The 24,271-nt window shown below is 52.9% G+C and carries 42 protein-coding genes; all 42 read left to right on the top strand.

Features of this window, described 5'->3' with window-relative positions:
- Positions 1-17 precede the first annotated feature (17 nt).
- The 42 genes from rplD (at position 18) to glmM (ending at position 24,151) form a co-directional block, all read left to right on the top strand.
- Complete coding sequence (rplD, locus tag B1H56_RS10240; RefSeq protein ID WP_066522715.1) at positions 18-638, top strand: 50S ribosomal protein L4; 621 nt, start codon at positions 18-20, stop codon at positions 636-638.
- Positions 638-934, top strand: coding sequence for a 50S ribosomal protein L23 (gene rplW / locus B1H56_RS10235; RefSeq protein ID WP_066522714.1), 297 nt, complete (start codon positions 638-640; stop codon positions 932-934). Before rplD ends, rplW begins: the two co-directional genes overlap by 1 nt.
- Before the next feature lie 25 nt (positions 935-959).
- Positions 960-1,793 (top strand): 50S ribosomal protein L2, encoded by an 834-nt coding sequence (gene rplB, locus B1H56_RS10230; RefSeq protein WP_066522713.1) that lies wholly within the window; start codon positions 960-962, stop codon positions 1,791-1,793.
- A gap of 22 nt (positions 1,794-1,815) precedes the next feature.
- Entirely contained in the window at positions 1,816-2,088 is a 273-nt protein-coding gene (rpsS, locus tag B1H56_RS10225) for a 30S ribosomal protein S19 (RefSeq protein ID WP_066522712.1), read from the top strand.
- 21 nt (positions 2,089-2,109) lie between these two features.
- A complete protein-coding gene (gene rplV, locus B1H56_RS10220; RefSeq protein ID WP_066522710.1) occupies positions 2,110-2,496 on the top strand; it encodes a 50S ribosomal protein L22 in 387 nt (128 codons plus the stop codon).
- 11 nt (positions 2,497-2,507) lie between these two features.
- Positions 2,508-3,209 carry a 30S ribosomal protein S3 gene (rpsC, locus tag B1H56_RS10215; protein WP_066522708.1) on the top strand — a complete coding sequence of 234 codons (702 nt, stop codon included), beginning with the start codon at positions 2,508-2,510 and terminating at the stop codon, positions 3,207-3,209.
- A complete protein-coding gene (gene rplP / locus B1H56_RS10210; RefSeq protein ID WP_066522706.1) occupies positions 3,187-3,630 on the top strand; it encodes a 50S ribosomal protein L16 in 444 nt (147 codons plus the stop codon). Before rpsC ends, rplP begins: the two co-directional genes overlap by 23 nt.
- Entirely contained in the window at positions 3,620-3,826 is a 207-nt protein-coding gene (rpmC, locus tag B1H56_RS10205) for a 50S ribosomal protein L29 (protein WP_066522705.1), read from the top strand. The genes rplP and rpmC overlap by 11 nt, the downstream gene beginning before the upstream one ends.
- A gap of 20 nt (positions 3,827-3,846) precedes the next feature.
- On the top strand, positions 3,847-4,110 hold the full coding sequence (rpsQ, locus tag B1H56_RS10200; RefSeq protein WP_066522703.1) for a 30S ribosomal protein S17: 264 nt from the start codon (positions 3,847-3,849) through the stop codon (positions 4,108-4,110).
- Positions 4,111-4,176: 66 nt separating this feature from the next.
- Complete coding sequence (gene rplN / locus B1H56_RS10195; RefSeq protein WP_066522702.1) at positions 4,177-4,545, top strand: 50S ribosomal protein L14; 369 nt, start codon at positions 4,177-4,179, stop codon at positions 4,543-4,545.
- 15 nt (positions 4,546-4,560) lie between these two features.
- On the top strand, positions 4,561-4,875 hold the full coding sequence (rplX, locus tag B1H56_RS10190; protein ID WP_066522701.1) for a 50S ribosomal protein L24: 315 nt from the start codon (positions 4,561-4,563) through the stop codon (positions 4,873-4,875).
- 23 nt (positions 4,876-4,898) lie between these two features.
- The gene (gene rplE / locus B1H56_RS10185) at positions 4,899-5,438 is read left to right on the top strand and encodes a 50S ribosomal protein L5 (RefSeq protein ID WP_066522700.1); all 540 of its coding nucleotides are present in this window, start codon (positions 4,899-4,901) and stop codon (positions 5,436-5,438) included.
- Positions 5,439-5,449: 11 nt separating this feature from the next.
- Positions 5,450-5,635, top strand: a complete 186-nt coding sequence (locus B1H56_RS10180; RefSeq protein WP_066522698.1) for a type Z 30S ribosomal protein S14 — start codon at positions 5,450-5,452, stop codon at positions 5,633-5,635.
- A 123-nt stretch (positions 5,636-5,758) separates the two neighbouring features.
- Positions 5,759-6,157: a 30S ribosomal protein S8 gene (gene rpsH, locus B1H56_RS10175; protein WP_066522697.1), complete on the top strand. Its 399-nt coding sequence runs from the start codon at positions 5,759-5,761 to the stop codon at positions 6,155-6,157.
- A 16-nt stretch (positions 6,158-6,173) separates the two neighbouring features.
- Entirely contained in the window at positions 6,174-6,710 is a 537-nt protein-coding gene (gene rplF, locus B1H56_RS10170; RefSeq protein WP_066522696.1) for a 50S ribosomal protein L6, read from the top strand.
- 15 nt (positions 6,711-6,725) lie between these two features.
- A complete protein-coding gene (gene rplR, locus B1H56_RS10165) occupies positions 6,726-7,094 on the top strand; it encodes a 50S ribosomal protein L18 (protein WP_066522695.1) in 369 nt (122 codons plus the stop codon).
- An 18-nt stretch (positions 7,095-7,112) separates the two neighbouring features.
- Complete coding sequence (gene rpsE / locus B1H56_RS10160) at positions 7,113-7,619, top strand: 30S ribosomal protein S5 (protein WP_066522694.1); 507 nt, start codon at positions 7,113-7,115, stop codon at positions 7,617-7,619.
- Positions 7,620-7,636: 17 nt separating this feature from the next.
- Positions 7,637-7,816 (top strand): 50S ribosomal protein L30, encoded by a 180-nt coding sequence (gene rpmD / locus B1H56_RS10155; RefSeq protein ID WP_066522692.1) that lies wholly within the window; start codon positions 7,637-7,639, stop codon positions 7,814-7,816.
- Between the two features lie 15 nt (positions 7,817-7,831).
- The gene (gene rplO / locus B1H56_RS10150; protein ID WP_066522690.1) at positions 7,832-8,272 is read left to right on the top strand and encodes a 50S ribosomal protein L15; all 441 of its coding nucleotides are present in this window, start codon (positions 7,832-7,834) and stop codon (positions 8,270-8,272) included.
- Positions 8,272-9,534, top strand: coding sequence for a preprotein translocase subunit SecY (secY, locus tag B1H56_RS10145; RefSeq protein WP_066522689.1), 1,263 nt, complete (start codon positions 8,272-8,274; stop codon positions 9,532-9,534). Before rplO ends, secY begins: the two co-directional genes overlap by 1 nt.
- 88 nt (positions 9,535-9,622) lie before the next feature.
- Positions 9,623-10,246 (top strand): adenylate kinase, encoded by a 624-nt coding sequence (locus tag B1H56_RS10140; RefSeq protein WP_066522688.1) that lies wholly within the window; start codon positions 9,623-9,625, stop codon positions 10,244-10,246.
- A complete protein-coding gene (map, locus tag B1H56_RS10135) occupies positions 10,243-10,992 on the top strand; it encodes a type I methionyl aminopeptidase (RefSeq protein WP_066522687.1) in 750 nt (249 codons plus the stop codon). Before B1H56_RS10140 ends, map begins: the two co-directional genes overlap by 4 nt.
- A gap of 15 nt (positions 10,993-11,007) precedes the next feature.
- Entirely contained in the window at positions 11,008-11,292 is a 285-nt protein-coding gene (locus tag B1H56_RS10130; RefSeq protein WP_242861992.1) for a KOW domain-containing RNA-binding protein, read from the top strand.
- Positions 11,293-11,294: 2 nt separating this feature from the next.
- A complete protein-coding gene (gene infA, locus B1H56_RS10125) occupies positions 11,295-11,516 on the top strand; it encodes a translation initiation factor IF-1 (protein WP_046444729.1) in 222 nt (73 codons plus the stop codon).
- A 46-nt stretch (positions 11,517-11,562) separates the two neighbouring features.
- Positions 11,563-11,676, top strand: a complete 114-nt coding sequence (gene rpmJ / locus B1H56_RS10120) for a 50S ribosomal protein L36 (protein ID WP_046444730.1) — start codon at positions 11,563-11,565, stop codon at positions 11,674-11,676.
- 182 nt (positions 11,677-11,858) lie between these two features.
- Positions 11,859-12,227, top strand: coding sequence for a 30S ribosomal protein S13 (gene rpsM / locus B1H56_RS10115; protein ID WP_066522685.1), 369 nt, complete (start codon positions 11,859-11,861; stop codon positions 12,225-12,227).
- Between the two features lie 13 nt (positions 12,228-12,240).
- Positions 12,241-12,636, top strand: coding sequence for a 30S ribosomal protein S11 (gene rpsK, locus B1H56_RS10110; RefSeq protein ID WP_066522684.1), 396 nt, complete (start codon positions 12,241-12,243; stop codon positions 12,634-12,636).
- 15 nt (positions 12,637-12,651) lie between these two features.
- On the top strand, positions 12,652-13,278 hold the full coding sequence (rpsD, locus tag B1H56_RS10105; protein ID WP_066522682.1) for a 30S ribosomal protein S4: 627 nt from the start codon (positions 12,652-12,654) through the stop codon (positions 13,276-13,278).
- Positions 13,279-13,346: 68 nt separating this feature from the next.
- Complete coding sequence (locus tag B1H56_RS10100) at positions 13,347-14,291, top strand: DNA-directed RNA polymerase subunit alpha (protein ID WP_066522679.1); 945 nt, start codon at positions 13,347-13,349, stop codon at positions 14,289-14,291.
- 33 nt (positions 14,292-14,324) lie between these two features.
- Positions 14,325-14,813, top strand: coding sequence for a 50S ribosomal protein L17 (gene rplQ, locus B1H56_RS10095; RefSeq protein ID WP_066522678.1), 489 nt, complete (start codon positions 14,325-14,327; stop codon positions 14,811-14,813).
- A gap of 330 nt (positions 14,814-15,143) precedes the next feature.
- Positions 15,144-15,983 (top strand): energy-coupling factor transporter ATPase, encoded by an 840-nt coding sequence (locus B1H56_RS10090; protein WP_066522677.1) that lies wholly within the window; start codon positions 15,144-15,146, stop codon positions 15,981-15,983.
- Entirely contained in the window at positions 15,974-16,831 is an 858-nt protein-coding gene (locus B1H56_RS10085) for an energy-coupling factor transporter ATPase (RefSeq protein WP_066522675.1), read from the top strand. Before B1H56_RS10090 ends, B1H56_RS10085 begins: the two co-directional genes overlap by 10 nt.
- On the top strand, positions 16,825-17,619 hold the full coding sequence (locus B1H56_RS10080) for an energy-coupling factor transporter transmembrane component T family protein (RefSeq protein WP_066522674.1): 795 nt from the start codon (positions 16,825-16,827) through the stop codon (positions 17,617-17,619). The genes B1H56_RS10085 and B1H56_RS10080 overlap by 7 nt, the downstream gene beginning before the upstream one ends.
- Before the next feature lie 16 nt (positions 17,620-17,635).
- Entirely contained in the window at positions 17,636-18,394 is a 759-nt protein-coding gene (gene truA / locus B1H56_RS10075; protein ID WP_066522672.1) for a tRNA pseudouridine(38-40) synthase TruA, read from the top strand.
- Between the two features lie 93 nt (positions 18,395-18,487).
- Entirely contained in the window at positions 18,488-18,973 is a 486-nt protein-coding gene (locus B1H56_RS10070; protein WP_066522670.1) for a GNAT family N-acetyltransferase, read from the top strand.
- Between the two features lie 146 nt (positions 18,974-19,119).
- On the top strand, positions 19,120-19,425 hold the full coding sequence (locus tag B1H56_RS10065) for a DUF2089 family protein (protein ID WP_066522669.1): 306 nt from the start codon (positions 19,120-19,122) through the stop codon (positions 19,423-19,425).
- A complete protein-coding gene (locus tag B1H56_RS10060; protein WP_066522667.1) occupies positions 19,422-19,682 on the top strand; it encodes a hypothetical protein in 261 nt (86 codons plus the stop codon). The genes B1H56_RS10065 and B1H56_RS10060 overlap by 4 nt, the downstream gene beginning before the upstream one ends.
- Positions 19,683-19,941: 259 nt before the next feature.
- Entirely contained in the window at positions 19,942-20,370 is a 429-nt protein-coding gene (rplM, locus tag B1H56_RS10055; RefSeq protein WP_066522666.1) for a 50S ribosomal protein L13, read from the top strand.
- A gap of 19 nt (positions 20,371-20,389) precedes the next feature.
- On the top strand, positions 20,390-20,785 hold the full coding sequence (gene rpsI, locus B1H56_RS10050) for a 30S ribosomal protein S9 (protein WP_066522664.1): 396 nt from the start codon (positions 20,390-20,392) through the stop codon (positions 20,783-20,785).
- Positions 20,786-21,188: 403 nt separating this feature from the next.
- Complete coding sequence (locus tag B1H56_RS10045; RefSeq protein ID WP_066522663.1) at positions 21,189-21,764, top strand: YcxB family protein; 576 nt, start codon at positions 21,189-21,191, stop codon at positions 21,762-21,764.
- 68 nt (positions 21,765-21,832) lie between these two features.
- Positions 21,833-22,771, top strand: coding sequence for a thioredoxin-disulfide reductase (gene trxB / locus B1H56_RS10040; RefSeq protein ID WP_066522662.1), 939 nt, complete (start codon positions 21,833-21,835; stop codon positions 22,769-22,771).
- Between the two features lie 33 nt (positions 22,772-22,804).
- Positions 22,805-24,151 (top strand): phosphoglucosamine mutase, encoded by a 1,347-nt coding sequence (gene glmM / locus B1H56_RS10035; protein WP_066522661.1) that lies wholly within the window; start codon positions 22,805-22,807, stop codon positions 24,149-24,151.
- Positions 24,152-24,271: the final 120 nt, after the last annotated feature.

Raw genomic sequence — 24,271 nt, 5'->3', positions numbered from 1 at the left:
AAAAGGAGGAAGTAATTATGCCAAACGTATCAGTATATAAGACCGACGGCAAAGAAGCAGGCAAAATCGAGCTGAAAGACGAAGTCTTCGGCGTAGAGATAAACAAATCGGCAATGCACGACGCGGTTGTCGCGCACCTGGCGGCAAGGCGCCAGGGCACGCAGTCCGCACTTACCCGCAGCGAAGTGCGCGGCGGCGGCATCAAGCCTTTTCGCCAGAAGGGCACAGGCCGGGCGCGCCAGGGTACGATCCGCGCACCCCAGATGACGCACGGCGGAGTCGTATTCGCGCCCAAGCCGAGGGATTATTCCATGAAGCTCAATAAAAAGGTGCGCGCGCTTGCGATGTGCTCCGCGCTTTCCCAGAAGGTACAGGATGAAAGCCTCATCGTGATGGAAGACCTCAAAATGACGGCCCCCAAAACGAAAGAGATGGCGGCGATCCTGAAGAACCTGAAAGCGGAAAAAGCGCTGATCGTCACAAACGGGAAGGACGAGGACGTTGTCCGCGCCGCCGCGAACATCCAGGGGGTCAAAACGATGCCGGCTGCAACGCTCTCCGTATATGACATCCTGAAATACGACAAGTTCATCGTAACGAAGGACGCCGTAAAAGCAATCGAGGAGGTTTACGCATAATGAAAGACACGCATGATATCATCATAAAGCCTATTCTTTCAGAAAAAAGCTACGACCTGATCCCCAAGAAAACCTACACGTTTCTAGTGGAAAAAAGCGCCAATAAGACGCAGATCAAGGCTGCGGTGGAAGAAATCTTTGAGGTAAAGGTGAAACAGGTCACCACATCCCGTAAGGAAGGCAAGCTGAAAAGACAGGGACGCACGGAGGGCAGACGCCCCGAAACGAAAAAAGCTTATGTGACGCTCACGGAAGAATCCAAAGCAATCGAATTCTTCGAGAGCATGGCGCAGTAAGCGCGTAAGGGAGGTTCTTTAAGTTATGGCAATCAAAAAATATAACCCAACTTCTCCGGGCAGAAGGTTCATGTCGGTTTCGGCCTTTGAAGAAATCACGACGAAAAAGCCCGAAAAATCGCTGCTCGTCTCGCTGAAGAAATCCGGCGGACGCAATGTGCACGGTCGTATCACGGTCCGTCACATCGGCGGCGGCGAAAAAAGAAAATATAGGATCATCGATTTTAAACGCGACAAAGACGGCGTGCCGGCTAAGGTAGCGACGATCGAATACGATCCCAACCGCAGTGCGAATATCGCACTGCTGCACTATAAAGACGGCGAAAAGAGATACATCATCGCCCCCGTGGGCCTTAAGGTGGGCGACGAAGTGGTCTCCGGGCCGGAAGCAGACATCAAAGCGGGCAATGCGCTTCCGCTGGCTTCCATCCCGGTCGGCACTATGATCCACAATGTGGAAGTAAAGCCGGGCAAGGGCGCTCAGCTCGTACGGAGCGCGGGCAACGCGGCACAGCTGATGGCAAAGGAAGGACGGTACGCGCAGGTGCGCCTCCCCTCCGGCGAAGTGAGGATGATCCTCATCGGCGCGAAAGCGACGATCGGTCAGGTCGGCAACGTTGACCAGGAAAACATCAATATCGGCAAAGCGGGCCGCAAGCGCCACATGGGCGTTCGCCCCACGGTGCGCGGTTCCGTCATGAACCCGAACGATCATCCGCACGGCGGCGGCGAGGGCAAATCCCCCGTTGGACGCCCGGGTCCTGTTACTCCCTGGGGCAAACCTGCTCTTGGGTATAAGACGCGCAAGAAAAAGAACCCGACGGATAAATTTATCGTAAAACGCAGGAACGCTAAATAATCGAAGGAGTGAGTTTGCAGATATGAGTAGGTCAGTAAAAAAAGGACCGTTTATAAATGAAAAGCTTCTGGCACGCGTTCAGGAAATGAACGAAAAGAACGAAAAAAAAGTGCTGAAGACTTGGTCGCGTCCGTCGACGATCTTCCCGGATATGGTTGGTCACACGATCGGCGTGCACGACGGCAGGAAATTCGTTCCGGTCTATATCACGGAAGATATGGTCGGGCACAAGCTGGGCGAATTCGCCCCGACGAGAACGTTCCGCGGCCACGCGGGCGAGAAATCGTCTAAATAACCTGGAAGGAGGGCAAGACTTATGGCTACAAGAGAAAGAGAAAAAGCTGCAAAACGTCAGGAAGAGAAAGATAGAAGACCGAAAGCCATCGCGAAATACGTTCGCATTTCCTCCCGCAAGGTAAAGGCTGTCATCGACCTCATCAGAGGTCTTAACGTACAGGACGCCAAGGCGGTTCTGATGAATACGCCGAACGGCGCGACGGAACCTGTTTCCAAGGTTTTAGGTTCTGCGATTGCAAATGCGGAAAACAATATGAACCTTTCGGCCGACACGCTGTTTGTTGCCGAGGCGTTCGCGGACCAGGGGCCTACGCTTAAGCGGTTCAGGCCGCGCGCGCAGGGCAGGGCGTCCCGCATCCGCAAACGTACGAGCCACATTACAATTATCTTGGATCAGGTTAAGTAAGGAGGAATACGATGGGTCAGAAAGTACATCCGCATGGTTTTCGGGTTGGGGTCATCAAAGACTGGGACGCCAGGTGGACAGCCAAAAAATCCAAATTTGCCGATTACATCGTTGAAGACGATAAGATCAGAAAATTTTTAAAGAAAAAGCTGTATGCCGCAGGCATCTCGAAGATTGAGATCGAGCGTGCGGCGCAGAAGATTTCCGTTAATATCTTTACCGGTAAGCCCGGTATCGTGATTGGCAAGGGCGGCACGGGCGTAGAGCTTCTGAAGAAAGACCTCGCGAAGCTTACAGGCGTTGCGGTTGCCGTAAACATCATCGAAGTTAAGCGCGTGGACGTAGACGCACAGCTCGTTGCGGAAAACGTCGCGCAGCAGCTTGAAAAGCGTATTTCGTTCCGCCGTGCGATGAAGCAGTCCATCGGCAGGACGATGAAAGCCGGCGCAAAGGGAATTAAGATTATGTGCTCCGGACGTCTCGGCGGCGCGGAAATCGCCCGGGTAGAGCAGTATCACGAAGGCTCCATCCCGCTGCAAACGATTCGTGCGGACATCGACTACGGTTTTGCGGAAGCAAATACGACGTATGGTAAAATCGGGGTTAAAGTATGGATCTACAAAGGCGAGATCCTTGGGAATCCTTTAGCGGAAAGAGCAAAACCTTCAGCAGTGGAAGGAGGCAGAAAAAATGTTAATGCCAAAAAGGGTTAAGCGCAGAAGACAGTTCAGGGGCCGTATGAAGGGCAAGGCTCTTCGCGGAAACACGATCAATTACGGCGATTACGGCCTTGTAGCCACGGAGCCCGGCTGGATTAAGTCAAACCAGATCGAGGCGGCCCGTGTCGCCATGACAAGATACATCAAGAGGGGCGGACAGGTTTGGATCAAAATTTTCCCTCATAAGCCGGTAACAGAGAAACCGGCCGAGACCCGTATGGGTTCCGGTAAAGGTTCTCCGGAATACTGGGTAGCGGTCGTAAAGCCGGGCAGGGTAATGTTCGAGCTTGCGGGCGTATCCGAGGAGACCGCTCGGGCGGCCCTCACGCGTGCAGCGCATAAATTGCCGATCAAATGCAAATTTGCGATCAGGGAGCAAAATAACGAAGCAGGTGGTGAGCAGGATGAAGGCTAAAGAAATACGTGAACTTTCAAAAGATGAATTGGTCGCCAAGCTGGGCGACTTAAAAACCGAGTTTTTCAACCTGCGTTTTCAGCTCGCAACGGGCCAGCTCAATAATCCTTCCAGCATCAAGAACGTGAAAAAGGATATTGCACGGGTGAAGACGGTTTTAAGGGAAATGGAACTAGGCCAGAAGGTTGCCGAGTAAGATAAGGAGGACGTCTTCGGATGAGTGAAGTTACGAGAGGTTACCGTAAAGAGAGAGTCGGAACGGTAGTAAGCGATAAAATGGACAAGACGATCGTTGTTGCGATTAGAAGCAGAAAGACGCATCCCTTGTACGGAAAGACGATCAACTATACCAACAAGCTGAAAGCGCATGACGAGAACAACGAAGCAGGCGTGGGCGATACGGTGCGGTTGATGGAAACGCGGCCCCTCTCCAAGGATAAGAGATGGAGATTGGTCGAGATCGTCGAAAAGGCGAAATAAGGACGATGAGATGATGCGCAGGCAGGCTCCGCAGGGAAATGGCCCGCGCGTAAAGGAGGAGTCAGGATGATACAGCCAGAAACACGCCTCAAGGTTGCAGACAATTCAGGCGCTAAAATAATCCAGTGCATTCGCGTGATGGGCGGAAGCGTCAAAAAGACGGCAAACATCGGCGACGTGATTATTGCGTCTGTAAAAACAGCGACGCCCGGCGGCGTGGTCAAGAAAAAAGACGTGGTGAAAGCCGTTGTCGTACGCTCCGTTTCCGGAGTGCGGCGGCCGGACGGCTCGCACATAAAATTTGATGAAAATGCAGCAGTGATTATCGACAACAATAAACAGCCAAAAGGCACCCGTATTTTCGGGCCTGTTGCAAGGGAGCTCCGCGACCGCGATTACATGAAGATCGTGTCGCTCGCCCCTGAAGTTCTTTAAGGAGGAGGCACGGATATGAATACGATCAATATCAAAAAGGGCGATACCGCAGTAGTGATCTCCGGAAAAGAAAAAGGGAAACAGGCGAAGGTGCTCCGCGTCGAGCCGGCGAAGAACAAAGTAGTTCTCGAAGGCACGAATATGCTCACAAAGCATAAAAAACCGAAAAACCAGACGACCCCGGGCGGGATCATCAAGCAGGAAGGTTCGCTCGATGCATCCAATGTGATGGTGGTTTGCCCCAAGTGCAGCAAAGCAACGCGGGTCGGTCACAAAATCGAAGACGGCAAAAAAGCCCGCATCTGCAAAAAATGCGGCGCTACGCTGTGAGTGAAGGGAGGTAATTATCTGATATGCCGAGATTAAAAGACACATACAAGGCGGAAATCATTCCCGCTATGATGCAGAAGTTCGAATACAAGAACGTTAATCAGGTGCCCAGGCTCGAAAAGGTTGTAATCAATATGGGCCTTGGCGAAGCAAAGGATAACCCGAAAGCCCTTGACTCCGCAGTGGAGGACCTCACGGTTATCGCAGGCCAAAAGCCGGTCGTTACGACAGCGAAAAAATCCGTCGCAAACTTTAAAGTGCGTGAAGGAATGAAAATCGGCGCGAAAGTAACGCTTAGGGGCGACAGAATGTATGAGTTCATCGATAAGCTCATCAGCATTGCGATCCCGCGTGTGCGCGACTTCCGCGGCCTTTCCCCGAAGTCGTTCGACGGCAGGGGCAATTTTGCAATGGGTTTCAAGGAACAGCTCGTGTTTCCTGAAATCGAATACGATAAGGTAGACGCGATCCGCGGTATGGATATCATCGTGGTCACGACAGCGGAAACCGACGAAGAAGCAAGAGAGCTCTTAACCCAGATGGGTATGCCGTTCGCGCACTAAGGAGGAGAACAATGGCAAAAAAAAGCATGATTATAAAGCAGCAGAGAGGCTCCAAATTTTCTACCCGCAATTATACGCGTTGCCGTATCTGCGGAAGGCCGCACTCTGTCCTTAGAAAATACGGAATCTGCCGCGTTTGCTTCCGGGAACTCGCGTATCGCGGGCAAATACCGGGTGTCAGAAAAGCAAGCTGGTAATATAGAAAGTTTAAGCTCTTGTGACCACCGCCGCCGGCGGAACGGACAAGGGCGGGCGCCGGGAGGTGAAGACACCTTAAGCCGCGGCGTCTTACCAAGAGGATAAAACAAGGAGGAAACAATATGCCGGTTACAGATTCTGTCGCAGATATGCTTACACGCATCCGCAATGGGCTTACCGCAAAGCATGAAGTCGTGGAAGTACCTGCGTCCAATATGAAAAAGGCAATTGGCCAGATATTGCTCCAGGAGGGCTATATCAAAGGATGCGAGTTCATAGATGACGGCGTGCAGGGCACGCTTAAAATCAAACTGAAATACGGTCCCAATGGCGAAAAAGTCATCTCGGGCCTGAAGAAAATTTCAAAGCCCGGCCTTCGGGTGTATGCAAGGCACGATAAGCTGCCCCGCGTCCTGAACGGCCTCGGAATCGCGATCATCTCCACATCCAAGGGCATCGTGACCGACGCGCAGGCGCGCCGCGACGGTGTGGGTGGAGAAGTGCTCGCCTATATCTGGTAGTTGGAGGTTAAACATTATGTCGAGAATAGGAAAACTGCCCATCGATTTACCCTCCGGCGTGACAGTAACGCAGGATGGCGGCATCGTAACGGTAAAGGGCAAAAATGGCGAACTGCAATCGAAGTTCAGTGATAAGATCACGATCACGCAGGAGGGTGAGCAGCTCGTTCTGACGCGTGACAGCGATCAAAAGGAATCGAGGGCGCTGCACGGTCTTACGCGTGCGCTTCTCGCGAATATGGTAAAAGGCGTTTCCGAAGGTTTCCAGAAGAATCTGGAGATCGTCGGCGTTGGCTATAGGGTACAGCTGCAGGGCCAGAAGCTTGTATTCGGTCTCGGGTATTCCCACCCGGTCGAAGTCGAGCCCCCGGCGGGCATCACGTTCGAGGTTCCAAACCCGAACAGCGTGATCGTCAAGGGAATCGACAAACAGGCGGTCGGCCAGTGCGCAGCGAACATTCGCTCCCTTCGTCCGCCGGAACCCTATAAGGGCAAGGGCATCAAGTACGAGGGCGAATATATCCGCCGCAAAGTCGGTAAGACTGGCATGTAATGGAGGACGTGGATTATGATTAACAGAAAAGACAGAAATGAAATCAGAAAAAAGCGTCATCAGAGAATCCGCAACAAGATTTCCGGTACGGCGAGCCGTCCGCGGATGAATGTTTACCGGAGCTTAAGCAACATTTATGTTCAGTTTATTGATGACGTTGCGGGAAACACGCTTTGCTCCGCTTCCTCGATGGATGCCGAGATCAAAGCGAAATGCCAGGAGGCAACAAAAACCGAAGCCGCAAAGATGGTGGGAGAACTTGCTGCGCAGCGCGCAGTGAAGGCTGGTATCAGCGAAGCCGTCTTTGACCGCGGGGGTTATCTCTATACGGGCAGAGTAGCACAGGTTGCGGAAGGCGCCAGAGCTGCCGGCCTCAAGCTTTGATAAGGAGGTACGGAAACATTGCAGAGAGATAGAGCAAATGATGCAGGCGGAGTCGAATACAAAGAAAAACTGGTTTCGATCAACCGTGTTGCGAAAACCGTAAAGGGCGGCCGTAATATGCGTTTCTCGGCGCTGGTAGTGGTTGGCGACGAAAACGGCCACGTTGGCGTCGGCATGGGCAAAGCCGCTGAAATTCCGGAAGCGATTCGCAAGGCTGTTCAGGCTGCGAAGCATGATATTGTCACGGTAGCAAGAAAAGGGACGTCCATCCCGCACGAGGTCATCGGAAAATTCGGACGCGGCAGGGTGCTGCTGCTTCCCGCTTCCGAAGGTACCGGCGTGATCGCGGGCGGCCCGGCGCGTGCGGTCCTTGAACTTGCGGGCATTAAGGATATCAGGACAAAATCACAGGGGTCCAACAACCCGATCAACTGCGTAAAGGCTACGCTTGAAGGCCTCCGTGAGCTGCGGAGTGCCGAACAGGTGGCACGCCTTCGCGGGATCAGTGTAGATCAATTACAATAAAGGGAGGCTTGAGGCTCATGGAACTTAAAATCAAACTTGTCAAAAGCCCCATTGGTTATGCGCAGGATCAGAAAGACACCGTAAAGGCGCTCGGGCTGCGTAAAATCGGCCAGGTAGTACAGCGGCCGGACAATCCGCCGATTCGCGGGATGGTTTTCAAGGTAAAACATCTGGTATCGGTTGAAGAGACGAAATAACGAAGGAGAGAGCTTATGAAACTTCATGAACTTGGTCCTGCGGAGGGTGCAAAAAAGGCGCCCAAGCGCGTGGGCAGAGGATGCGGCTCCGGTGTAGGCAAAACTTCCGCAAGAGGCCAGAAGGGCCAGAAATCCCGCAGCGGCGGCGGTGTCCGTCCCGGGTTCGAAGGCGGCCAGATGCCGCTTGCAAGGCGTTTGCCAAAGAGGGGCTTCACCAATATATTTGCGAAGGAATATGCGACAGTCAACGTTTCTGATCTTGAAAAACTTGAGGACGGCGCAAGCGTAGATGTTCAGACGCTGATCGATGCCGGCATGATTAAAAAGGCATATGACGGCCTGAAAGTCCTCGGAAACGGCGAACTGAAGAAGAAGGTCACTGTAAAAGCTGCGAAGTTCACGAAAACGGCTGAGCAGAAAATTACAGCCGCTGGCGGCAGCATTGAGGTGGTATAATGTTTAAAACCATTGCGAACGCATGGAAAATGCCGGATATCAGGAAAAAGATCCTGTTCACGCTGCTGATGCTTCTCGTATACCGCATCGGCGCGTATATCCCGGTTCCAGGCGTGAATGTAGAGTTCATTGCAAATCAGGTTGCAGACTATGACGTGCTTGGATTCCTGAATCTGTTCTCGGGTGGTGCGCTCGGCAATATGACGATCTTTGCGCTTGGTATCGTTCCGTATATCAATGCGTCCATCATTATGAACCTCCTCACCGTTGCGATCCCGAAGCTGGAGCGCATGGCGAAGGAAGGGGACGATGGAAGGAAAAAGATTGCCTCTATCACAAGATACCTCGGCGTTATCCTTGGCCTTGTGCAGGCGATCGGAATCCTGCTTGGGTTCGGCTCGCAGGCAGTGCAGAATCCGGACAACCCGTTCGACTATATCACGATTATCATATGCCTTACCGCGGGCACGGCGCTCATCATGTGGATCGGCGAGCGCATTACGGAGAAGGGTATCGGCAACGGAATTTCCCTGCTGATTTTCATTTCCATCATCTCGCGCGTACCGGCGATGATCCAGGATATCATCACCAAGGTAGAGCTGGGCACGATTACATTCTGGTCGGTTTTGATCGTAGCGGCGCTTGCGTTTGTCATCATTCTCGGCATTACGTTCGTCGACCTCGGCGAACGCAGAATCCCGGTGCAGTATGCAAAACGGGTGGTGGGACGCAAAATGTACGGCGGCCAGTCCACGCACATCCCGATGAAAGTCAACCAGAGCGGCGTTATGCCCCTGATCTTTGCGGTTACGATCCTCATGCTTCCGGGCATGATCGGCCAGTTCTGGCCGGAGAGCGGCTTTTACCAGTGGTACCTGCAATACGCTGGCCCGGACACGTGGATTTACGCTGTTGTATATGCGCTGCTGATCCTGTTCTTCTCCTACTTCTACTCGCAGATCGCATTCAATCCGGTGGACGTATCGAAGAATTTGCAGCAGAACGGCGGGTTTATCCCGGGTATCCGTCCGGGCAAGCCAACGTCCGACTACCTCGCCAAGATTCTCTCGAGGATCACGCTTTTCGGAGCGATTTTCCTTGCGGTCGTGGCTGCGGTTCCGACGTTTGTTACCGGCCTTACCGGGGTCGCCAGCGTATTCGGCGCAACGAGCCTGCTCATTATGGTCAACGTGGCGCTCGAAACGACGAAGCAGCTCGAGGCACAGATGATGATGAGGCATTACAAAGGATTCCTCAACTAGCATAAATGGCGCGCACAGTGCCGGGCATGGTCCGGTTCTGTGCACGTTTGGATAGAAACGCTCCTGAAAGAGCAGAGAGGGAATTACCATGAATGTAATTTTCTTAGGCCCTCCCGGATCGGGCAAAGGCACGATGGCGGTAAGGGTTGGCAAAGAAATGAACCTGGCGCACATCTCGACCGGCGATATGCTGCGGGCCGAAATGAAGGCGGGCAGCGAGCTCGGGAAGCTTGCGAAGTCTTACATCGACAAGGGCGCGCTTGTCCCGGATCAGGTCATTATCGATATGATGGGCGAGCGCATGAAGGCGGACGATGCGAAGGGCGGCGTACTGCTTGACGGTTTCCCGCGTACGGTTGCGCAGGCGGAAGCGCTCGACGCAATCGCGGCGATCGATGCCGTGGTCAATCTTGAAGTGGATGTACAGGTGATCGTCGACCGTGTACTTGCGCGCCGTGTATGCGAAGACTGCGGCGAAGTGCACAGCACAAAGACCCATAGCAGTGATAAATGCGGCAAATGCGGCGGAAACCTTATCACCCGCGCGGATGATAACGAACAGACGGTGCGCGAACGCTTCCGTGTTTACGAAGACCAAACGGCTCCGCTGATCGAATTCTATTCCAGGCGCGGCCTTGTATCTAATGTAGACGGGACAATGCCGATCGAAGAAGAAGCTGCCTATATCGTGGAAGTGCTGAAAAAGGTATGATTAATATCAAAACGCCGCACGAAATTGAGCTGATGCGCGAATCGGGGCGGCTGCTCTTCAATTGTATGCAGGAGGTTCTCGGCCATGTGAAGCCGGGCGTAACGACCATGCAGCTCGACCGGATCGTCGAACAATATCTGGGAGATGCGGGGGCGACCCCTTCTTTCAAAGGGTATAACGGCTTTCCCGGCAGTATTTGCACGTCGGTCAACGACGGCGTCGTTCACGGGATTCCTTCCGACCGGAAGGTTCTGCGCGATGGGGATATCCTCAGTATCGATATGGGCGCGATCCTTAATGGATGGCAGTCCGACATGGCACGCACGGTGGCCGTAGGCGACATTACCTCCACGGAGCAGCTCCTGATCGACGTAACGCGGGAAAGCTTTTTCGCGGGAATGCGCGAGGCGCGCGCAGGCAACCGCCTTAAGGATATCAGCCGTGCGATTGAAGAGGTCATTCTCAGGAACGATATGGGAATCGTACGGGAGCTTGTGGGCCATGGCATTGGCCGGGAGATGCACGAAGCTCCGGAAATTCCGAATTTTTCCTTCCGCGGGCCGAATCCAAGGCTCGACGTGGGCATGGTGCTTGCGATCGAACCGATGGTAACGCTTGGCGGCGACGCAGTATGCTGGATGGACGACGGCTGGCTGGTAAAAACGGCGGACGGAAGTCTTGCGGCCCATTATGAAAACACCGTGGCAATCACGGAGAACGGGCCGGAGATATTGACAGCACCGTAATGGGGGAGCGATAAATTGGACAATTACCCCGTGGAGACAGGCCGGGTCGTGATAAGTAAATCCGGCAGGGACAAAGGAAGGCCGTTCCTGGTCGTAGAGCTTCTCGAAGAGCCCTATGTGCTGATCGCGGACGGAGCCCTTCGGCGGCTGAAGCAGCCGAAGAAAAAGAAACTGAAACACCTGGAGCTTACGGGCACAGTGCTCGAAGGAATCAGGGACAAGCTGGAACAGGGAACAAAGGTGTTCGATGCGGAGCTTCGGAGCGCGCTTAAGAACACGATGCAGGCAAAGGAGGAGTAAATTTGTCTAAGAGCGACGTAATCGAAGTGGAAGGGACCGTTACGGATACGTATCCCAACGCTTCATTTGAAGTAGAGCTTGAAAATGGACACAAGGTACTGGCACATATCTCCGGCAAGCTACGTATGCACTATATCCGTATACTGCCCGGCGACAAGGTGACGGTAGAACTCTCACCCTACGACCTCACCAGAGGCAGGATCACGTGGCGCGGCAAAGCGTAACGTGCGGCGCGATGATAGATACGAATGAAAAGAGGAGGCTTTTAAGATGAAAGTAAGACCATCGGTAAAACCCATTTGCGAAAAGTGCAAGATCATCAAGAGAAAAGGGAAAGTAATGGTAATCTGCCCCAATGTAAAGCACAAACAGAAACAGGGCTGAGGAAAATAACGTTTATACGCGCGGCTGGTTTGCGCACGGTCCACGAGAGGGACGCGCAAATATTACGTATAAGCTTTATATAACCCGGATGATATGATATAATATTTAAATTGTCATCCTTTTGGAAACAAAAGATATCGGCGGCGACCCCGCTTAAAATTCACGGAGGTGGAAAGAGAAGTATGGCACGTATTGCTGGCGTAGACTTGCCTAGAGACAAACGCGTTGAGATCGGGCTTACCTACATTTACGGTATTGGCCTTAAGACGTCTCAGCAGATTTTGTCCGCGACAAATGTGAACCCTGACATCAGAGTGAAAGACCTCGACGAGAACGACCTTTCCAAGATCAGGGACTATATCGACAAAAACCTTCAGGTGGAAGGCGATAAGAGAAGAGAAGTATCTCTCAACATCAAACGCCTGATGGAGATCGGTTGCTATCGCGGCATCCGTCATAGAAAAGGACTGCCTGTCCGCGGCCAGAGCACGAAGCAGAACGCACGCACGCGCAAGGGACCGAAACGGACAGTTGCGGGTAAAAAGAAATAAGGAGGAATAAATAATGGCTGCACCTAAGAAAAAAGTGTCCAGAAGACGCAGAGAAAAGAAGAACATTGAAAAAGGCCAGGCGCATATTCGTTCTTCCTTTAACAATACGATCGTAACCATGACCGACATGCAGGGAAATGCCCTTTCCCAGTCGAGCTCCGGAGCCATGGGCTTCCGCGGCTCGCGGAAGAGCACGCCCTTCGCTGCGCAGGTTGCTTCTGAAACGGCTGCAAGAGCGGCAATGGAACACGGCCTCAAATTCGTGGAAGTGTTCGTAAAAGGACCGGGCTCCGGTAGGGAGGCCGCGATTCGCGCGCTGCAAACGGCTGGTCTTGAAGTAACGCTCATCAAGGATGTGACGCCCATCCCGCACAACGGGTGCCGTCCGCCGAAACGCAGAAGGGTATAAGGAGGTACGTAAATTATGGCAAGATATACAGGACCGGTTTGCCGCTTGTGCCGCCGGGAAGGCGCAAAGCTCTTTTTGAAGGGCGACCGTTGCTATTCTCAGAAATGCGCTTTCACGCTGCGCCCGAACGCTCCCGGACAGCACGGAGCGGGACGCCACGGGAAGATGTCCGAATACGGCACGCAGCTTCGTGAAAAGCAGAAGGTTAAACGTGCATATGGCATTCTGGAAAGCCAGTTTAGAAAATATTTTGATATCGCAGAAAAAATGAAGGGTAAAGCGGGCGAAAACCTGCTCCAGCTTTTGGAACGGCGTCTTGACAACGTGTGCTTTCGTCTTGGCATCGGCGACAGCCGTGCACAGGCGCGCCAGCTCGTGATGCACGGTCACGTTCTGGTCAACGGCCGCAAAGTAGACATTCCTTCCTATCTGGTGAACGCGGGAGACACGATCACGGTCGCGCAGCGCTCCGCTTCGCAGGAATACTTCAAAACGCTCAAAGAAGAGGGCGGAAAAGGCGTTCCGAAATGGCTGGAATTCGACGTTGCCGAGCTTACGGGCAAGGTTGTCGCGATTCCGGAGAGGGACGACATCGACCTTACGATCGAGGAACATCTCATCGTCGAGTTGTATTCCAAATAATGGGAACTCCTTCAGTTGCGTGCGCGCGCTCCGCGTGCGCGTAATCATTACCATAAGGGAGGTTAAATATGCTTGAAATCGAAAGACCGAATATAGAATGTGTCAGCATGAGTGAAGACAAAAAGTATGCCAAATTTGTCATGGAGCCCCTTGAACGCGGCTTTGGCACGACGCTTGGGAATTCACTTCGGCGGATACTGATGTCTTCCCTGCCCGGCGTGGCAGTAACAAGCGTAAAGATCGACGGCGTTTTGCACGAGTTTTCAACGATCGAAGGCGTCCATGAGGACGTCACCAATATCGTGCTGAATTTAAAGGGCCTGTGCGCGAAGATGCATACGGATGAACCTAAAAAGCTGATCGTCAACGCAAAAGGACCCAAGGATGTAACGGCGGCTGACATCGAAACTGATTCGGAAGTTGAGATTGTAAATCCCGACCTGCACATCGCGACGCTCGACAAAACGGCAAATCTCTATATGGAGATTATGCTGGAGAAAGGCCGCGGCTATGTACTGGCGGACAAGAATAAGGATCCGAACATGCCGATCGGCGTGATTCCTATGGATTCGCTGTTCACGCCTGTGACAAAAGTCAACTTTGCGGTGGAGAACACGCGTGTCGGCCAGATCACGGACTTTGACAAGCTGACGCTTGAAGTGTGGACAAACGGCAGTGTGAACGCCGACGAGGCGACTTCCCTTGCCGCAAAGATCATGAGCGAATATCTTGCGCAGTTCATCAACCTGACGGACCACGTAAGCGACGTAGAAATCATGGTCGAAAAAGAAGAAGACAAAAAAGAAAAGATACTGGAAATCACGATCGAGGAACTGGACCTCTCGGTGCGCTCGTACAACTGCCTGAAACGCGCGGGGATCAATACAGTGGAAGAACTCATTATGCGCGACGAAGAAGAAATGATGAAGGTGCGCAATTTGGGTAAAAAGTCACTCGAGGAAGTGCAGCAGAAGCTGGAAGCTTTGGGGCTTTCGCTGCGCAAGGACGACTGATTGCAGTAACGAAAAGTACGAAGGAGAAACGCTATGAGAAAATTAGGCAGGCCTTCCGACCAGAGAAAAGCGATGCTTCGTGGCCTTGTGACGTCGCTGATCTGGAACGGCAAAATAGAAACGACAATGATGCGTGCAAAAGAAACGCAGAGGATTGCGGAAAAGCTGATTACCAAGGCGATCAAGCAGTATGACAATACGGTTGAGGTCGAAAAAACGGTCGACGGCACCAAGACAAAAGTCACGAACGATTCGCCCGCGAAGCTGGCCGCGCGCCGCATGATTATTTCCTATTTGTACAACATTCCGGAAACAAAGTTGGAAAAGGAAAGCAAATACGATTATAAGAAGCGCACGGGCGACGTCAACATGCCCGTTGTAGAGAAACTGTTCCGCGAGATCGCGCCGAAGTATGCACAGCGTGCGAAGGACAAAGGACAGGGCGGCGGATATTCCCGCATCATTAAGAAAGGACCGCGGCGCGGCGACGCAGCCGAGGTCGTGATTCTTGAGCTGGTATAAGGCCGAGTGGAAACATTATATTGAAATTGGGGAGGAAACTTAATAAGCTATTAAGTTTCCTTCTTTCGCTAACAGGGAGTGCGCGGCCAGAACGGCTATTTTAAAAGGGATGATAAGCGGAAGAGTTTTTTCGCTGAACTATCGCAATTTAGTTTATGCCTTCGGCTCGATTTAATCGATATTTTATGTATGTGCCGCACGCGTCTATGCGCGTTCCCGCGGTTTGCTCGCTGCATCGTCAAACTATCCGCTCCCGTATACGCTTGCATCAAGGTATTTCGCTGCTTTCTTTTTTGGTTCTTTTTTCTTGATAAAAAAGAATTCGCTATCATGGACAATTACGTAATTGACGCACAAAAAATAAAATACGCATATCCGACCATCGAAGGTTCGGAGCCTAAGCTCGCGCTCAAGGGCGTCACGCTCACAGTAGGGCAGGGACAGTTCGTTGCCGTGCTGGGTCATAACGGAAGTGGGAAATCCACATTTGCGAAGCACATCAATGTGCTCCTGCGCGCGCAGGAAGGGTCACTCACGGTGGTCGGGCTCGACACGGCGGACGAAGCCAACGTGTGGGGCATCCGCAGCCGTGCAGGCATGGTGTTCCAGAATCCGGATAACCAGCTTGTGTCAACGGTGGTCGAGGAAGACGTGGCATTTGGTCCGGAAAACCTCGGCGTGCCGCACGACGAGCTCCGGGGACGGGTTACGGAGGCGCTTCAGGCAGTAGGCATGCAGGGTTTTGAAAAACGCGCCCCGCATATGCTGTCCGGCGGCCAGAAGCAGCGCATCGCAATTGCGGGCGTGCTTGCTATGCATCCGGATATCATCGTGTTTGACGAACCTACGGCCATGCTGGACCCGCAAGGCCGCGCGGAGGTTATGGACACGATCCGTTACCTCAATAAAGAGGAAGGCAAAACAATCGTGCTCATTACGCATTATATGGAGGAAGCGTCGGAGGCCGACCGTGTATTTATCATGGCGGACGGCGCTGTGACGGACGAGGGCACGCCGCGCGAGGTTTTCTCCCATAAAGATAAACTGGAAGAGGCAGGCCTGCTGCCCCCGCTCGCAACGCAGGTCTATTATGATTTAAAAGAAAAGGGGCTGGACCTCGGCAAGTGTCCTGTGACCCTTAAAGAACTGGTGGACGAGTTATGCCGCTGAGTGTAAAAAAACTGAACTATTTTTATATGACGGGAACGCCTTTTGAGGTACAGGCCTTAAAGGACGTCAGCCTTGACGTTTCGGACGGAGAGTTCGTAGGCATCATAGGGCACACAGGCTGCGGGAAGTCGACCCTGATCCAATTGATGGCAGGGCTCCTGAAGCCGGCTTCGGGCACGGTCCTTGTGAACGGCAGGGACATTAACGCCTCCGGTTACGACCGCAAGCTGCTGCGCCGCACCCTGGGCGTGGTGTTCCAGTATCCGGAATACCAGCTCTTTGAAGAAACGGTGGGAAAGGATGTGGCCTTTGGCCCGTTGAAAGCGGGCATGACGGAGGCCGAAGCGGAAAAGAACGTGGATACCGCGCTCGAGCTTGTAGGATTTGAGCCCGCAAAGATTAAACCGCTTTCGCCGTTCGACCTGTCCGGCGGGCAAAAGCGCAAGGTGGCGATCGCGGGCGTGCTTGCCATGGACCCGCAGATCCTGATTCTCGACGAGCCCATTGCAGGACTTGATCCGCTGGGGCGCGAACAATTTATGCAGCTCGTAAAAAAGCTCAACGACTGCGGGGTTACGATCATCATGATCTCGCACAATATGGACGGCCTTGCGGATTATGCTTCCCGGATCATTGCCATGGATCACGGTGAGCTCTATGCGGACGGAACGCCGAAGGAAGTGTTCGCGGACCTCGATAAGCTCAAAAAAGTAGGGCTTGGGGCAAGCGAAGCGCGTGAAGCGGCGGCTATGCTCAAAGAACGCGGATGGGATATCCCGAGTGACATCATCAAGAAGGACGAGCTCGTTGCAGCGATCCTGAAACTGAGTGAGGACGGCAAATGCTGAAAAATATCACACTGGGCCAGTACTTTCCCGGCGATACGGTCGTCCATAGGCTGGACCCGCGCATTAAAATACTCGTGGCGCTTCTTTTTCTGGTCGCCGTATTCGTGGTCCGCACGATGTGGGGGTTTTTTGCTCTCGCTGTGCTGTTTATCCTGATTATTGCACTGGCGAAGATCGGACCGGTTACTATTTTGCGCAGTATCCGGCCGCTCCTTTTCATCATCATATTTACCTTTGTGCTGAATATCCTGTTTTACAGCGGGCAGACCATTTATTGGCAGTGGGGTTTCCTGACTATCTCGAAAGAAGGGATCGAGAAAGCGGTGTTTATTGCGATCAGGCTCGTACTGCTGATTGTGGCGACCAGCCTGCTGACCCTTACCACATCTCCCATGCAATTAACGGACGGCATGGAGAGCCTCCTCTCGCCGCTGAAAAAGATTAAATTTCCCGTGCACGAGATGGCGATGATGATGAGCATTGCCATGCGCTTTATTCCTACGCTGGTAGAGGAAACAGACCGCATCATGAAAGCGCAGACTGCGCGAGGCGCGGAGCTTGACAGCGGGAACCTGCTGAAAAAGGCGAAAAATATGATACCGCTGCTGGTTCCGCTGTTTGTGGGCGCGTTCAAACGCGCAGACGAACTCGCCCTCGCGATGGAAAGCCGCTGCTACCACGGCGACGAAGGCAGGACCCGTATGAAGGTGCTGCACCTTAAACGGATGGATATTTGGGCGTTGATCCTTATGCTTGCGGCAAGCATCTTGTTTATGGTGTTCCTGTGAGCGGGGAGGAAACGGGATGAAGAGGATCGCGCTCATTGTGGAATATGACGGAACAAATTACTGCGGCTGGCAGATACAGAAAAACGGCGTCAGCGTACAGCAAAAACTGGAGGAAGCGCTCGAAAAAGCACTGGGCGCGAAAACGCCGGCCGTGGGCGCAGGACGCACGGACGCGCGCGTACATGCCCTCGGGCAGGTTGCGCACTTTGACGCGGAGACCGATATCCCGCCGGATAAATTCTTTTACGTACTGAATACGCTGCTCCCAGACGACATCCGCATCAAGAAGTCCTTTGCGGCGCCGGAAGGCTTTCACGCACGCTTCTCCGCCAAAGGCAAGCATTATCAATACAGGATACGGAATACGCGGGAAAAAGGCGCGGTAGACCGCTTGTACACCATGTTTGTTCCTGTGCCGCTCGACGTTGCAAGGATGCGGGAAGCGGCGGCGTATATCGAGGGGGAGCATGACTTTGCGGCGTTCTGCGCGGCGGGGTCGGACCTCAAAGGGACGACGGTGCGTACCGTTTATTCCGTGGACGTCGCGAAAGACGGGGATTATATCACGATCGATGTAAAAGGCAGCGGTTTTTTGTATAACATGGTCCGCATCATTGCGGGCACGCTGGTTGCGGTCGGCAAGGGAAAACTGACCCCGGAGGAAGTGGGGGCCGCCATCGCGGCGAAGGACCGCAAGCTCGCCGGGGCGACTGCGCAGGCGCAGGGGCTGTTCCTTATAGAAGTATATTATGAATTTTTTCACAATTCATATTGAAAATTGACGCCGGAGTATTGTATGATGGTAACAATGCGGATCATAACGGGAGAAATCCCGCATTAATAATTTAAATTGGCGAGGTAAAATTTTATGGGCGTCACAATCAGGAAGTATACCGGAGAGGATATTCCGGTCATGATGGATATTTGGAATGCGGTTGTCGACGAGGGCGAAGCATTCCCGCAGGCGGATATGCTCAGCGAATCGGGCGCGAAATCGTTTTTCGGTTCGCAGTCTTACTGCGGCGTGGCGGAAGATGACGGAAAACTTGTCGGCCTCTATATTTTGCATCCGAACAACGTCGGGCGCTGTGCGCATATTGCCAATGCCTCCTTTGCGGTGAACTCGGGTTGCCGCGGCAAAGGGATCGGCGAACAGTTGGTGCGCGACTGCATGGTACAGGCACGGGAGCTTGGGTTCCGCATCCTCCAATTCAATGCCGTCGTTGAAGACAATCTTGCGGCGATTCATCTTTATGAGAAAATCGGGTTCCGCCAGATTGGCCGTGTGTGCGAAGGTTTCCAGGCCAAAAACGGCGAGTATAAAGATATCCTGCTGTATTACAGTGAACTGTGACCTGAAGTTTCAAAGCCGGGCCGGCCCGCTGCCATTGAGGCAGCGGGTTTTCTGTTGGGCGGCATAAATAATAATAAGGATAAAATGAAACATTGACTTTAATAATATTAAATGATATATTTAATATTATTAAAGGAGGGATTGCAATGGCGGTTGAAATCATCCCGGAATGGATGGCGGCGCTCGAGGATGAAGACGTGTCCTTCATCAAAAACTTTGTGCTCGCGTCCGGGTCCCTCAAGGAAATGGCAAAGCGGTACGGCGTTACCTATCCGACGGTGCGCCTGCGGCTCGACAAGCTGATCCAGAAAATTGCCATCAGCGACAATTACGCCGAAGAGCCGTATGTGGCGCTGATTAAGCGTATGGCAGTAAACGACAAGCTGGATTTCGATACGGCCAAGGTGCTGATTTCGGAATACAAGAAAAGCAGGAAAGGCAGGCAATTATGATGGCAATGACGGGCTCTTCATTGATTTTTCTGGCAGTGCTCATAACGGTGATCGCGGCGATGAGCCTTGCCGAGTGGTATATGATTCGCAGGCTCGGCGTTTGGGGGATCGTAATCCCAATTGTCTCCTGCTTTCTGACCTTCCTGAATTTTCTATTCCTCATCGGCGCGGCGATCCAGTTCGTCATCTTTATTGTGATGTTTAAAAAACAGAAAAAGCAAAGCGAAATCGATAAAATGAACATACAGGACCTGTAAATAAAGCTGCCTGAAAAATTCCGGACAGTTCGTGCAAGCCGGTTAATTTCTTCTATTTTGCCCCGGGAACGGATATTTTCATGAAAAAGCTTGACAACCGTGCGGATTTTCAGTAAACTATTTTATGCGCCTGTATGCACAATTAGCCCTGTGCACGCGCGAAAGCGGTGGATTTCAGCACCGGGAATTGGGACCTCCCGGGAAAGGAAGATACTGTGCCCGGAACATAAAATTGAAGATACCATGGGAGGAAAGCCTAATGAAAACATATATGGCGAAACCCGGCGAAGTGGAGCAGAAGTGGTATGTTGTCGATGCTGAGGGACAGGTATTCGGCAGACTGGCAAGCAAAGTTGCCAATATCCTTCACGGAAAGAACAAGCCGGAATATACTCCGCATGTCGATACGGGAGACTACGTCATCGTAATCAATGCGGACAAACTCGTTTTTACGGGTAAAAAACTGGATCAGAAATTATATTACAGACACTCGGGATACCCGGGCGGCCTGAAGACGACGAAGTACAGGGACCTGATGGAAAACAAACCGGAATTTGCCCTGTATGAAGCAGTCAGAAGAATGCTTCCTAAAAACAAGCTCGGCCGGAAAATGCTCAAGAAGCTGCGCGTATACAGAGGCGCAGAGCACGACCACGCGGCCCAGAAGCCCGAAGCAATAGAGCTTTAAGAGGGAGGGGAAGGTTTAAATGGCAAAGAAAGAACAGTTCCTGGGAACAGGCAGAAGAAAAAAATCCATTGCCAGGGTCCGTATCATGTCGGGCACAGGCAATATCACGGTAAATAAGAGGGATGTTGAAGAGTTCTTCGGTTATGAAACGCTGAAGATGCTTGTGCGTTCCCCCTTCGCCGTAACGGATACGGCAGGCAAATACGACGTATTTGTTTCCGTTAAGGGCGGCGGCTATACCGGCCAGGCAGGCGCGATCCGCCACGGAATCGCCCGCGCGCTCATCAAGGCGGAGCCTGAGCTTCGTCCGGCATTGAAATCCGCAGGGTTCCTGACGCGCGACCCAAGGATGAAGGAAAGAAAGAAATACGGCCTCAAAGCAGCAAGAAGAGCGCCGCAGTTCTCCAAGCGTTAAAAGAAAAACACTTACAAAACCCGCAAATCCGTATGGAATGCGGGTTTTTTGTTGGAAAATGGCACACAGCCCGCCCTTATAGGTTCCGGGCGAAACCGCGGCTAAGGAGTTCACGGGCAAAATGTACGGCTGCCTGTTTCATGGATGCGCTGGCCGTCACGGCAGCGGCGGGTACGGGAACCTGGGAAAATGATTTTGCAAAACACCGCGACAATATGGATATACCACGCTAGGGGAAACGGAGAACAAACTTTGAAAATGAGCTGTGCGCAGAAAACGGGGCAGGACGTCCGGGGATGGAGCGGAATCGGGCAACGACTGTCCTTTGCGCTCCGGCCGCACCTCCGATTTGGAATTTTATCTTTTTTGATGTACAATAATATCCAATGACGGAGGTGCTTGCATGGAAGAATTCAAGTTTACGACGAAAACAGATTTCGAGGTGTTCCGGGACTATTGGATGTTTACACTTTTTGAAAAACGTAGTGCGAACGGCGGACGGAGCGGTTTTGTAAAATATATGACGATCCTCCTTGTGATCGTGGCGGCGTTGGCCGTACTGTGCATATGCAACGCGCTTTTGCTGAATTATTCGCTGGGGCTGATTCCGCTCATTTTGCTGGTTGGAATTGGCGCGGCGCTCGTCTCTGCGCTTGTTACCGCGACGAGGTCCCAGCCGAAACGCCAGTATAAACTGGTGCAGGAAGCTGTGGAAAGTCCTCAGAGCTACACCTTCACGGACGCGCAGATGGAAGTGCGCGAGGATATTCCGGAAGAAAACCGGGAATCCCTTGCGGAGTTCCCATATGAAAAGATCGTGGGCGGGTATGAAACGCACAAAGCGTTTTATCTTTTTATCAGCGAGGCGGAAGCGTTTCTGATCCCCAAAAGCCAGCTTACGGATGTGGACATGGGGAAATTTGCGGCTTTCCTTGCCGCAAAGCTGGACGGGCGCTTTTTCAAAAGCAAAAGAAGCTGAGGTTTTGTGTTTAAATGGTATCTATGGTATTATTGGTAAGATATCACAAATAAAAAGGGGACATTCCTATGACGTATGATGTTATCATTGCGGGAGCGGGTCCCGCGGGCCTTACGGCGGCGATTTACGCGTGCCGCGGCGGGCTCAGGACGCTTGTGCTGGAACGGGCGTTTGCGGGCGGACAGATGGCGATCAGCCATATTATCGACAATTATCCGGGATTTGAGAACGAAGTGACGGGCGCTGCTCTTGCGCACAGCATGAAGCTGCAGGCGCAAAACCTCGGCGCGGAGATCGTTACGGAGGAAATTACAAAATTTGAACTCCGGGAACCGGTAAAAAAGATCACCACGACAAAAACTGCCTATCAGGCAAAGGCCGTGATTCTGGCGATGGGCGCTTCGCCCAAACAGCTTGGCGTGAAGGGGGAAGACGCTCTCCTCGGGGCGGGAGTTTCCTACTGTGCGACATGCGACGGAGCCTTTTTCCGCGGGCGGGATGTCGCCGTGGTCGGCGGCGGCAATACGGCCGTGGAAGATGCGCTCTACCTTGCGAAATTCTGCAGCAGGGTTTATGTTATACACAGGCGGGATCAGTTCCGCGCCATGAAGGGCATGGTGGATGCGGCGGCAGCAGTGCCGAACATCGAGTTTGTTCTTTCCCATACGCCCGAATCGGTCAACGGGGAAAACACGGTGGAAAGCGTAACGGTAAGGGACGTGAAGACAGGAAAGACAAAGGACCTGCCGGTTGCGGGCGTGTTCATCGCGGTCGGGCAGACGCCCAAAACGGACCTTGTGAAGGATCAGGTCGAGACTGACGAAGCGGGCTTCATCAAGGCGGATGAGTCCTGCAAGACGAACCTTCCGGGGGTTTCGTGCGCAGGCGATATCCGCACGAAGCGGCTGCGGCAGATCGTCACGGCGGTTGCGGACGGCGCAGTCGCGGCGGACAACAGCCTTGGGCTGGGCTGCGTACTGCAGGCGGCAAAGGCGCAGGAACAATAAATATTCAATCAGGATCAAAGGGGTATATAATTTATGGCACGACTATTCGGTACGGACGGAGTGCGCGGCATTGCGAATGAAAAACTCACATCCAGGCTGGCGTACGACTTGGGGCGCGCGGGTGCGTATTGCCTGACTAACGAGCTTCACAGCGCAAGGATATTGATCGGAAAAGATACGCGGGGTTCGGGCGATATGCTGGAATCCGCGCTTGTGGCGGGTATTTGTTCGGCGGGTGCGGAGGCGGTGGTGGCGTGTACGCTGCCTACGTCGGCAATCGCATATCTGACCCGGCATTCCGGCTACGACGCGGGGGTCGTCATCTCAGCGTCGCACAATACGGTGGAGTATAACGGAATCAAATTTTTCAATTCCAGCGGCTACAAACTGGCGGATGAAATCGAGGACCGTATCGAAGATATCATCATGAACGGCTCGGAGACCATCCCGCAGCCTACGGGCAAGAAAATCGGGCGGCGGGTACGCCTGAAAAAAGCGGCACAGGACTATATGGACTTTGTGGTGGAAACGACGGATGTGCGCCTCGATGGAATGAAGGTGGTTCTCGACTGCGCCAACGGCGCGGCAAGCGAAGTCGCTCCGTGGATCTTTAAGCTGCTCGGCGCGGAGGTCATCCCCTACTACAACATGCCGGACGGTACGAATATCAATGAGAACTGCGGGTCCACCCATCCGGACCAGTTGTGCAGGCTGGTGTCCGAGCTTGGCGCGGACGTGGGGCTCGCCTTTGACGGCGATGCAGACCGCCTGATCGCGGTGGACGAACACGGCAGTATTGTAGACGGCGACAAGGTGATGGCGATCTGTGCAATCGACATGAAAGAGCGCGGCGTCCTCAATAAGGATACGGTAGTTGCGACGGTTATGAGCAATATGGGCATGGAGGCGACCCTGCGGGAAAACGGGATCAGTCTTGTGCGTACGGGTGTGGGCGACCGTTATGTGCTCGAAGAAATGCTGGCGAACGGTTATAATTTCGGCGGTGAACAATCGGGGCATATTATTTTCCTCGATCACAACACTACGGGAGACGGGATCCTTTCGGGCGTGCAGCTGATGTCGGTAATGAAACGGCAGGATAAACCGCTCGCGCGGCTGGCGAGGCCGGTCAGCACCTATCCGCAGGTGCTTGTAAACGCCTATGTCAGCGACGAGAAAAAGCACGATTACGATAAAGACGAGGAGATCCTTGCAGCGATCAAAAAGCTGGAGCAGGATTTTCACGGCGAGGGCCGGGTGCTGATCCGTACTTCGGGCACAGAGCCCATGGTTCGCGTCATGATTGAAGGCAAGGATAAAGAGGCGATTACGAAGCAGGCCGTGGCAGTGGCCAAGCTGATTGAAAAGCGCCTGAAATAAAAGCGACGGAAGGAGCGCCGGGAGGCGTTCCTTTTTTATGCCGCGGCATTTGCCGCACAGGCACGGATTTTTATTTATTTTTTATTTCAAATAAGATATAATACAATATGTATTGACTTC

It is taken from the genome of Christensenella minuta, assembly GCF_003628755.1.
Classification (GTDB): domain Bacteria; phylum Bacillota; class Clostridia; order Christensenellales; family Christensenellaceae; genus Christensenella; species Christensenella minuta.
The sequence above is the reverse complement of the archived record's forward strand: the minus strand, read 5'-3'. Positions and strand labels throughout refer to the sequence as shown.

Coding starts and splice junctions, on each gene's coding strand:
- rplD (WP_066522715.1), top strand. CDS start 18: ATGCCAAACGTATCAGTATATAAGACCGACGGCAAAGAAGCAGGCAAA.
- rplW (WP_066522714.1), top strand. CDS start 638: ATGAAAGACACGCATGATATCATCATAAAGCCTATTCTTTCAGAAAAA.
- rplB (WP_066522713.1), top strand. CDS start 960: ATGGCAATCAAAAAATATAACCCAACTTCTCCGGGCAGAAGGTTCATG.
- rpsS (WP_066522712.1), top strand. CDS start 1,816: ATGAGTAGGTCAGTAAAAAAAGGACCGTTTATAAATGAAAAGCTTCTG.
- rplV (WP_066522710.1), top strand. CDS start 2,110: ATGGCTACAAGAGAAAGAGAAAAAGCTGCAAAACGTCAGGAAGAGAAA.
- rpsC (WP_066522708.1), top strand. CDS start 2,508: ATGGGTCAGAAAGTACATCCGCATGGTTTTCGGGTTGGGGTCATCAAA.
- rplP (WP_066522706.1), top strand. CDS start 3,187: ATGTTAATGCCAAAAAGGGTTAAGCGCAGAAGACAGTTCAGGGGCCGT.
- rpmC (WP_066522705.1), top strand. CDS start 3,620: ATGAAGGCTAAAGAAATACGTGAACTTTCAAAAGATGAATTGGTCGCC.
- rpsQ (WP_066522703.1), top strand. CDS start 3,847: ATGAGTGAAGTTACGAGAGGTTACCGTAAAGAGAGAGTCGGAACGGTA.
- rplN (WP_066522702.1), top strand. CDS start 4,177: ATGATACAGCCAGAAACACGCCTCAAGGTTGCAGACAATTCAGGCGCT.
- rplX (WP_066522701.1), top strand. CDS start 4,561: ATGAATACGATCAATATCAAAAAGGGCGATACCGCAGTAGTGATCTCC.
- rplE (WP_066522700.1), top strand. CDS start 4,899: ATGCCGAGATTAAAAGACACATACAAGGCGGAAATCATTCCCGCTATG.
- B1H56_RS10180 (WP_066522698.1), top strand. CDS start 5,450: ATGGCAAAAAAAAGCATGATTATAAAGCAGCAGAGAGGCTCCAAATTT.
- rpsH (WP_066522697.1), top strand. CDS start 5,759: ATGCCGGTTACAGATTCTGTCGCAGATATGCTTACACGCATCCGCAAT.
- rplF (WP_066522696.1), top strand. CDS start 6,174: ATGTCGAGAATAGGAAAACTGCCCATCGATTTACCCTCCGGCGTGACA.
- rplR (WP_066522695.1), top strand. CDS start 6,726: ATGATTAACAGAAAAGACAGAAATGAAATCAGAAAAAAGCGTCATCAG.
- rpmD (WP_066522692.1), top strand. CDS start 7,637: ATGGAACTTAAAATCAAACTTGTCAAAAGCCCCATTGGTTATGCGCAG.
- rplO (WP_066522690.1), top strand. CDS start 7,832: ATGAAACTTCATGAACTTGGTCCTGCGGAGGGTGCAAAAAAGGCGCCC.
- secY (WP_066522689.1), top strand. CDS start 8,272: ATGTTTAAAACCATTGCGAACGCATGGAAAATGCCGGATATCAGGAAA.
- B1H56_RS10140 (WP_066522688.1), top strand. CDS start 9,623: ATGAATGTAATTTTCTTAGGCCCTCCCGGATCGGGCAAAGGCACGATG.
- map (WP_066522687.1), top strand. CDS start 10,243: ATGATTAATATCAAAACGCCGCACGAAATTGAGCTGATGCGCGAATCG.
- rpmJ (WP_046444730.1), top strand. CDS start 11,563: ATGAAAGTAAGACCATCGGTAAAACCCATTTGCGAAAAGTGCAAGATC.
- rpsM (WP_066522685.1), top strand. CDS start 11,859: ATGGCACGTATTGCTGGCGTAGACTTGCCTAGAGACAAACGCGTTGAG.
- rpsK (WP_066522684.1), top strand. CDS start 12,241: ATGGCTGCACCTAAGAAAAAAGTGTCCAGAAGACGCAGAGAAAAGAAG.
- rpsD (WP_066522682.1), top strand. CDS start 12,652: ATGGCAAGATATACAGGACCGGTTTGCCGCTTGTGCCGCCGGGAAGGC.
- B1H56_RS10100 (WP_066522679.1), top strand. CDS start 13,347: ATGCTTGAAATCGAAAGACCGAATATAGAATGTGTCAGCATGAGTGAA.
- rplQ (WP_066522678.1), top strand. CDS start 14,325: ATGAGAAAATTAGGCAGGCCTTCCGACCAGAGAAAAGCGATGCTTCGT.
- B1H56_RS10090 (WP_066522677.1), top strand. CDS start 15,144: ATGGACAATTACGTAATTGACGCACAAAAAATAAAATACGCATATCCG.
- B1H56_RS10085 (WP_066522675.1), top strand. CDS start 15,974: ATGCCGCTGAGTGTAAAAAAACTGAACTATTTTTATATGACGGGAACG.
- B1H56_RS10080 (WP_066522674.1), top strand. CDS start 16,825: ATGCTGAAAAATATCACACTGGGCCAGTACTTTCCCGGCGATACGGTC.
- truA (WP_066522672.1), top strand. CDS start 17,636: ATGAAGAGGATCGCGCTCATTGTGGAATATGACGGAACAAATTACTGC.
- B1H56_RS10070 (WP_066522670.1), top strand. CDS start 18,488: ATGGGCGTCACAATCAGGAAGTATACCGGAGAGGATATTCCGGTCATG.
- B1H56_RS10065 (WP_066522669.1), top strand. CDS start 19,120: ATGGCGGTTGAAATCATCCCGGAATGGATGGCGGCGCTCGAGGATGAA.
- B1H56_RS10060 (WP_066522667.1), top strand. CDS start 19,422: ATGATGGCAATGACGGGCTCTTCATTGATTTTTCTGGCAGTGCTCATA.
- rplM (WP_066522666.1), top strand. CDS start 19,942: ATGAAAACATATATGGCGAAACCCGGCGAAGTGGAGCAGAAGTGGTAT.
- rpsI (WP_066522664.1), top strand. CDS start 20,390: ATGGCAAAGAAAGAACAGTTCCTGGGAACAGGCAGAAGAAAAAAATCC.
- B1H56_RS10045 (WP_066522663.1), top strand. CDS start 21,189: ATGGAAGAATTCAAGTTTACGACGAAAACAGATTTCGAGGTGTTCCGG.
- trxB (WP_066522662.1), top strand. CDS start 21,833: ATGACGTATGATGTTATCATTGCGGGAGCGGGTCCCGCGGGCCTTACG.
- glmM (WP_066522661.1), top strand. CDS start 22,805: ATGGCACGACTATTCGGTACGGACGGAGTGCGCGGCATTGCGAATGAA.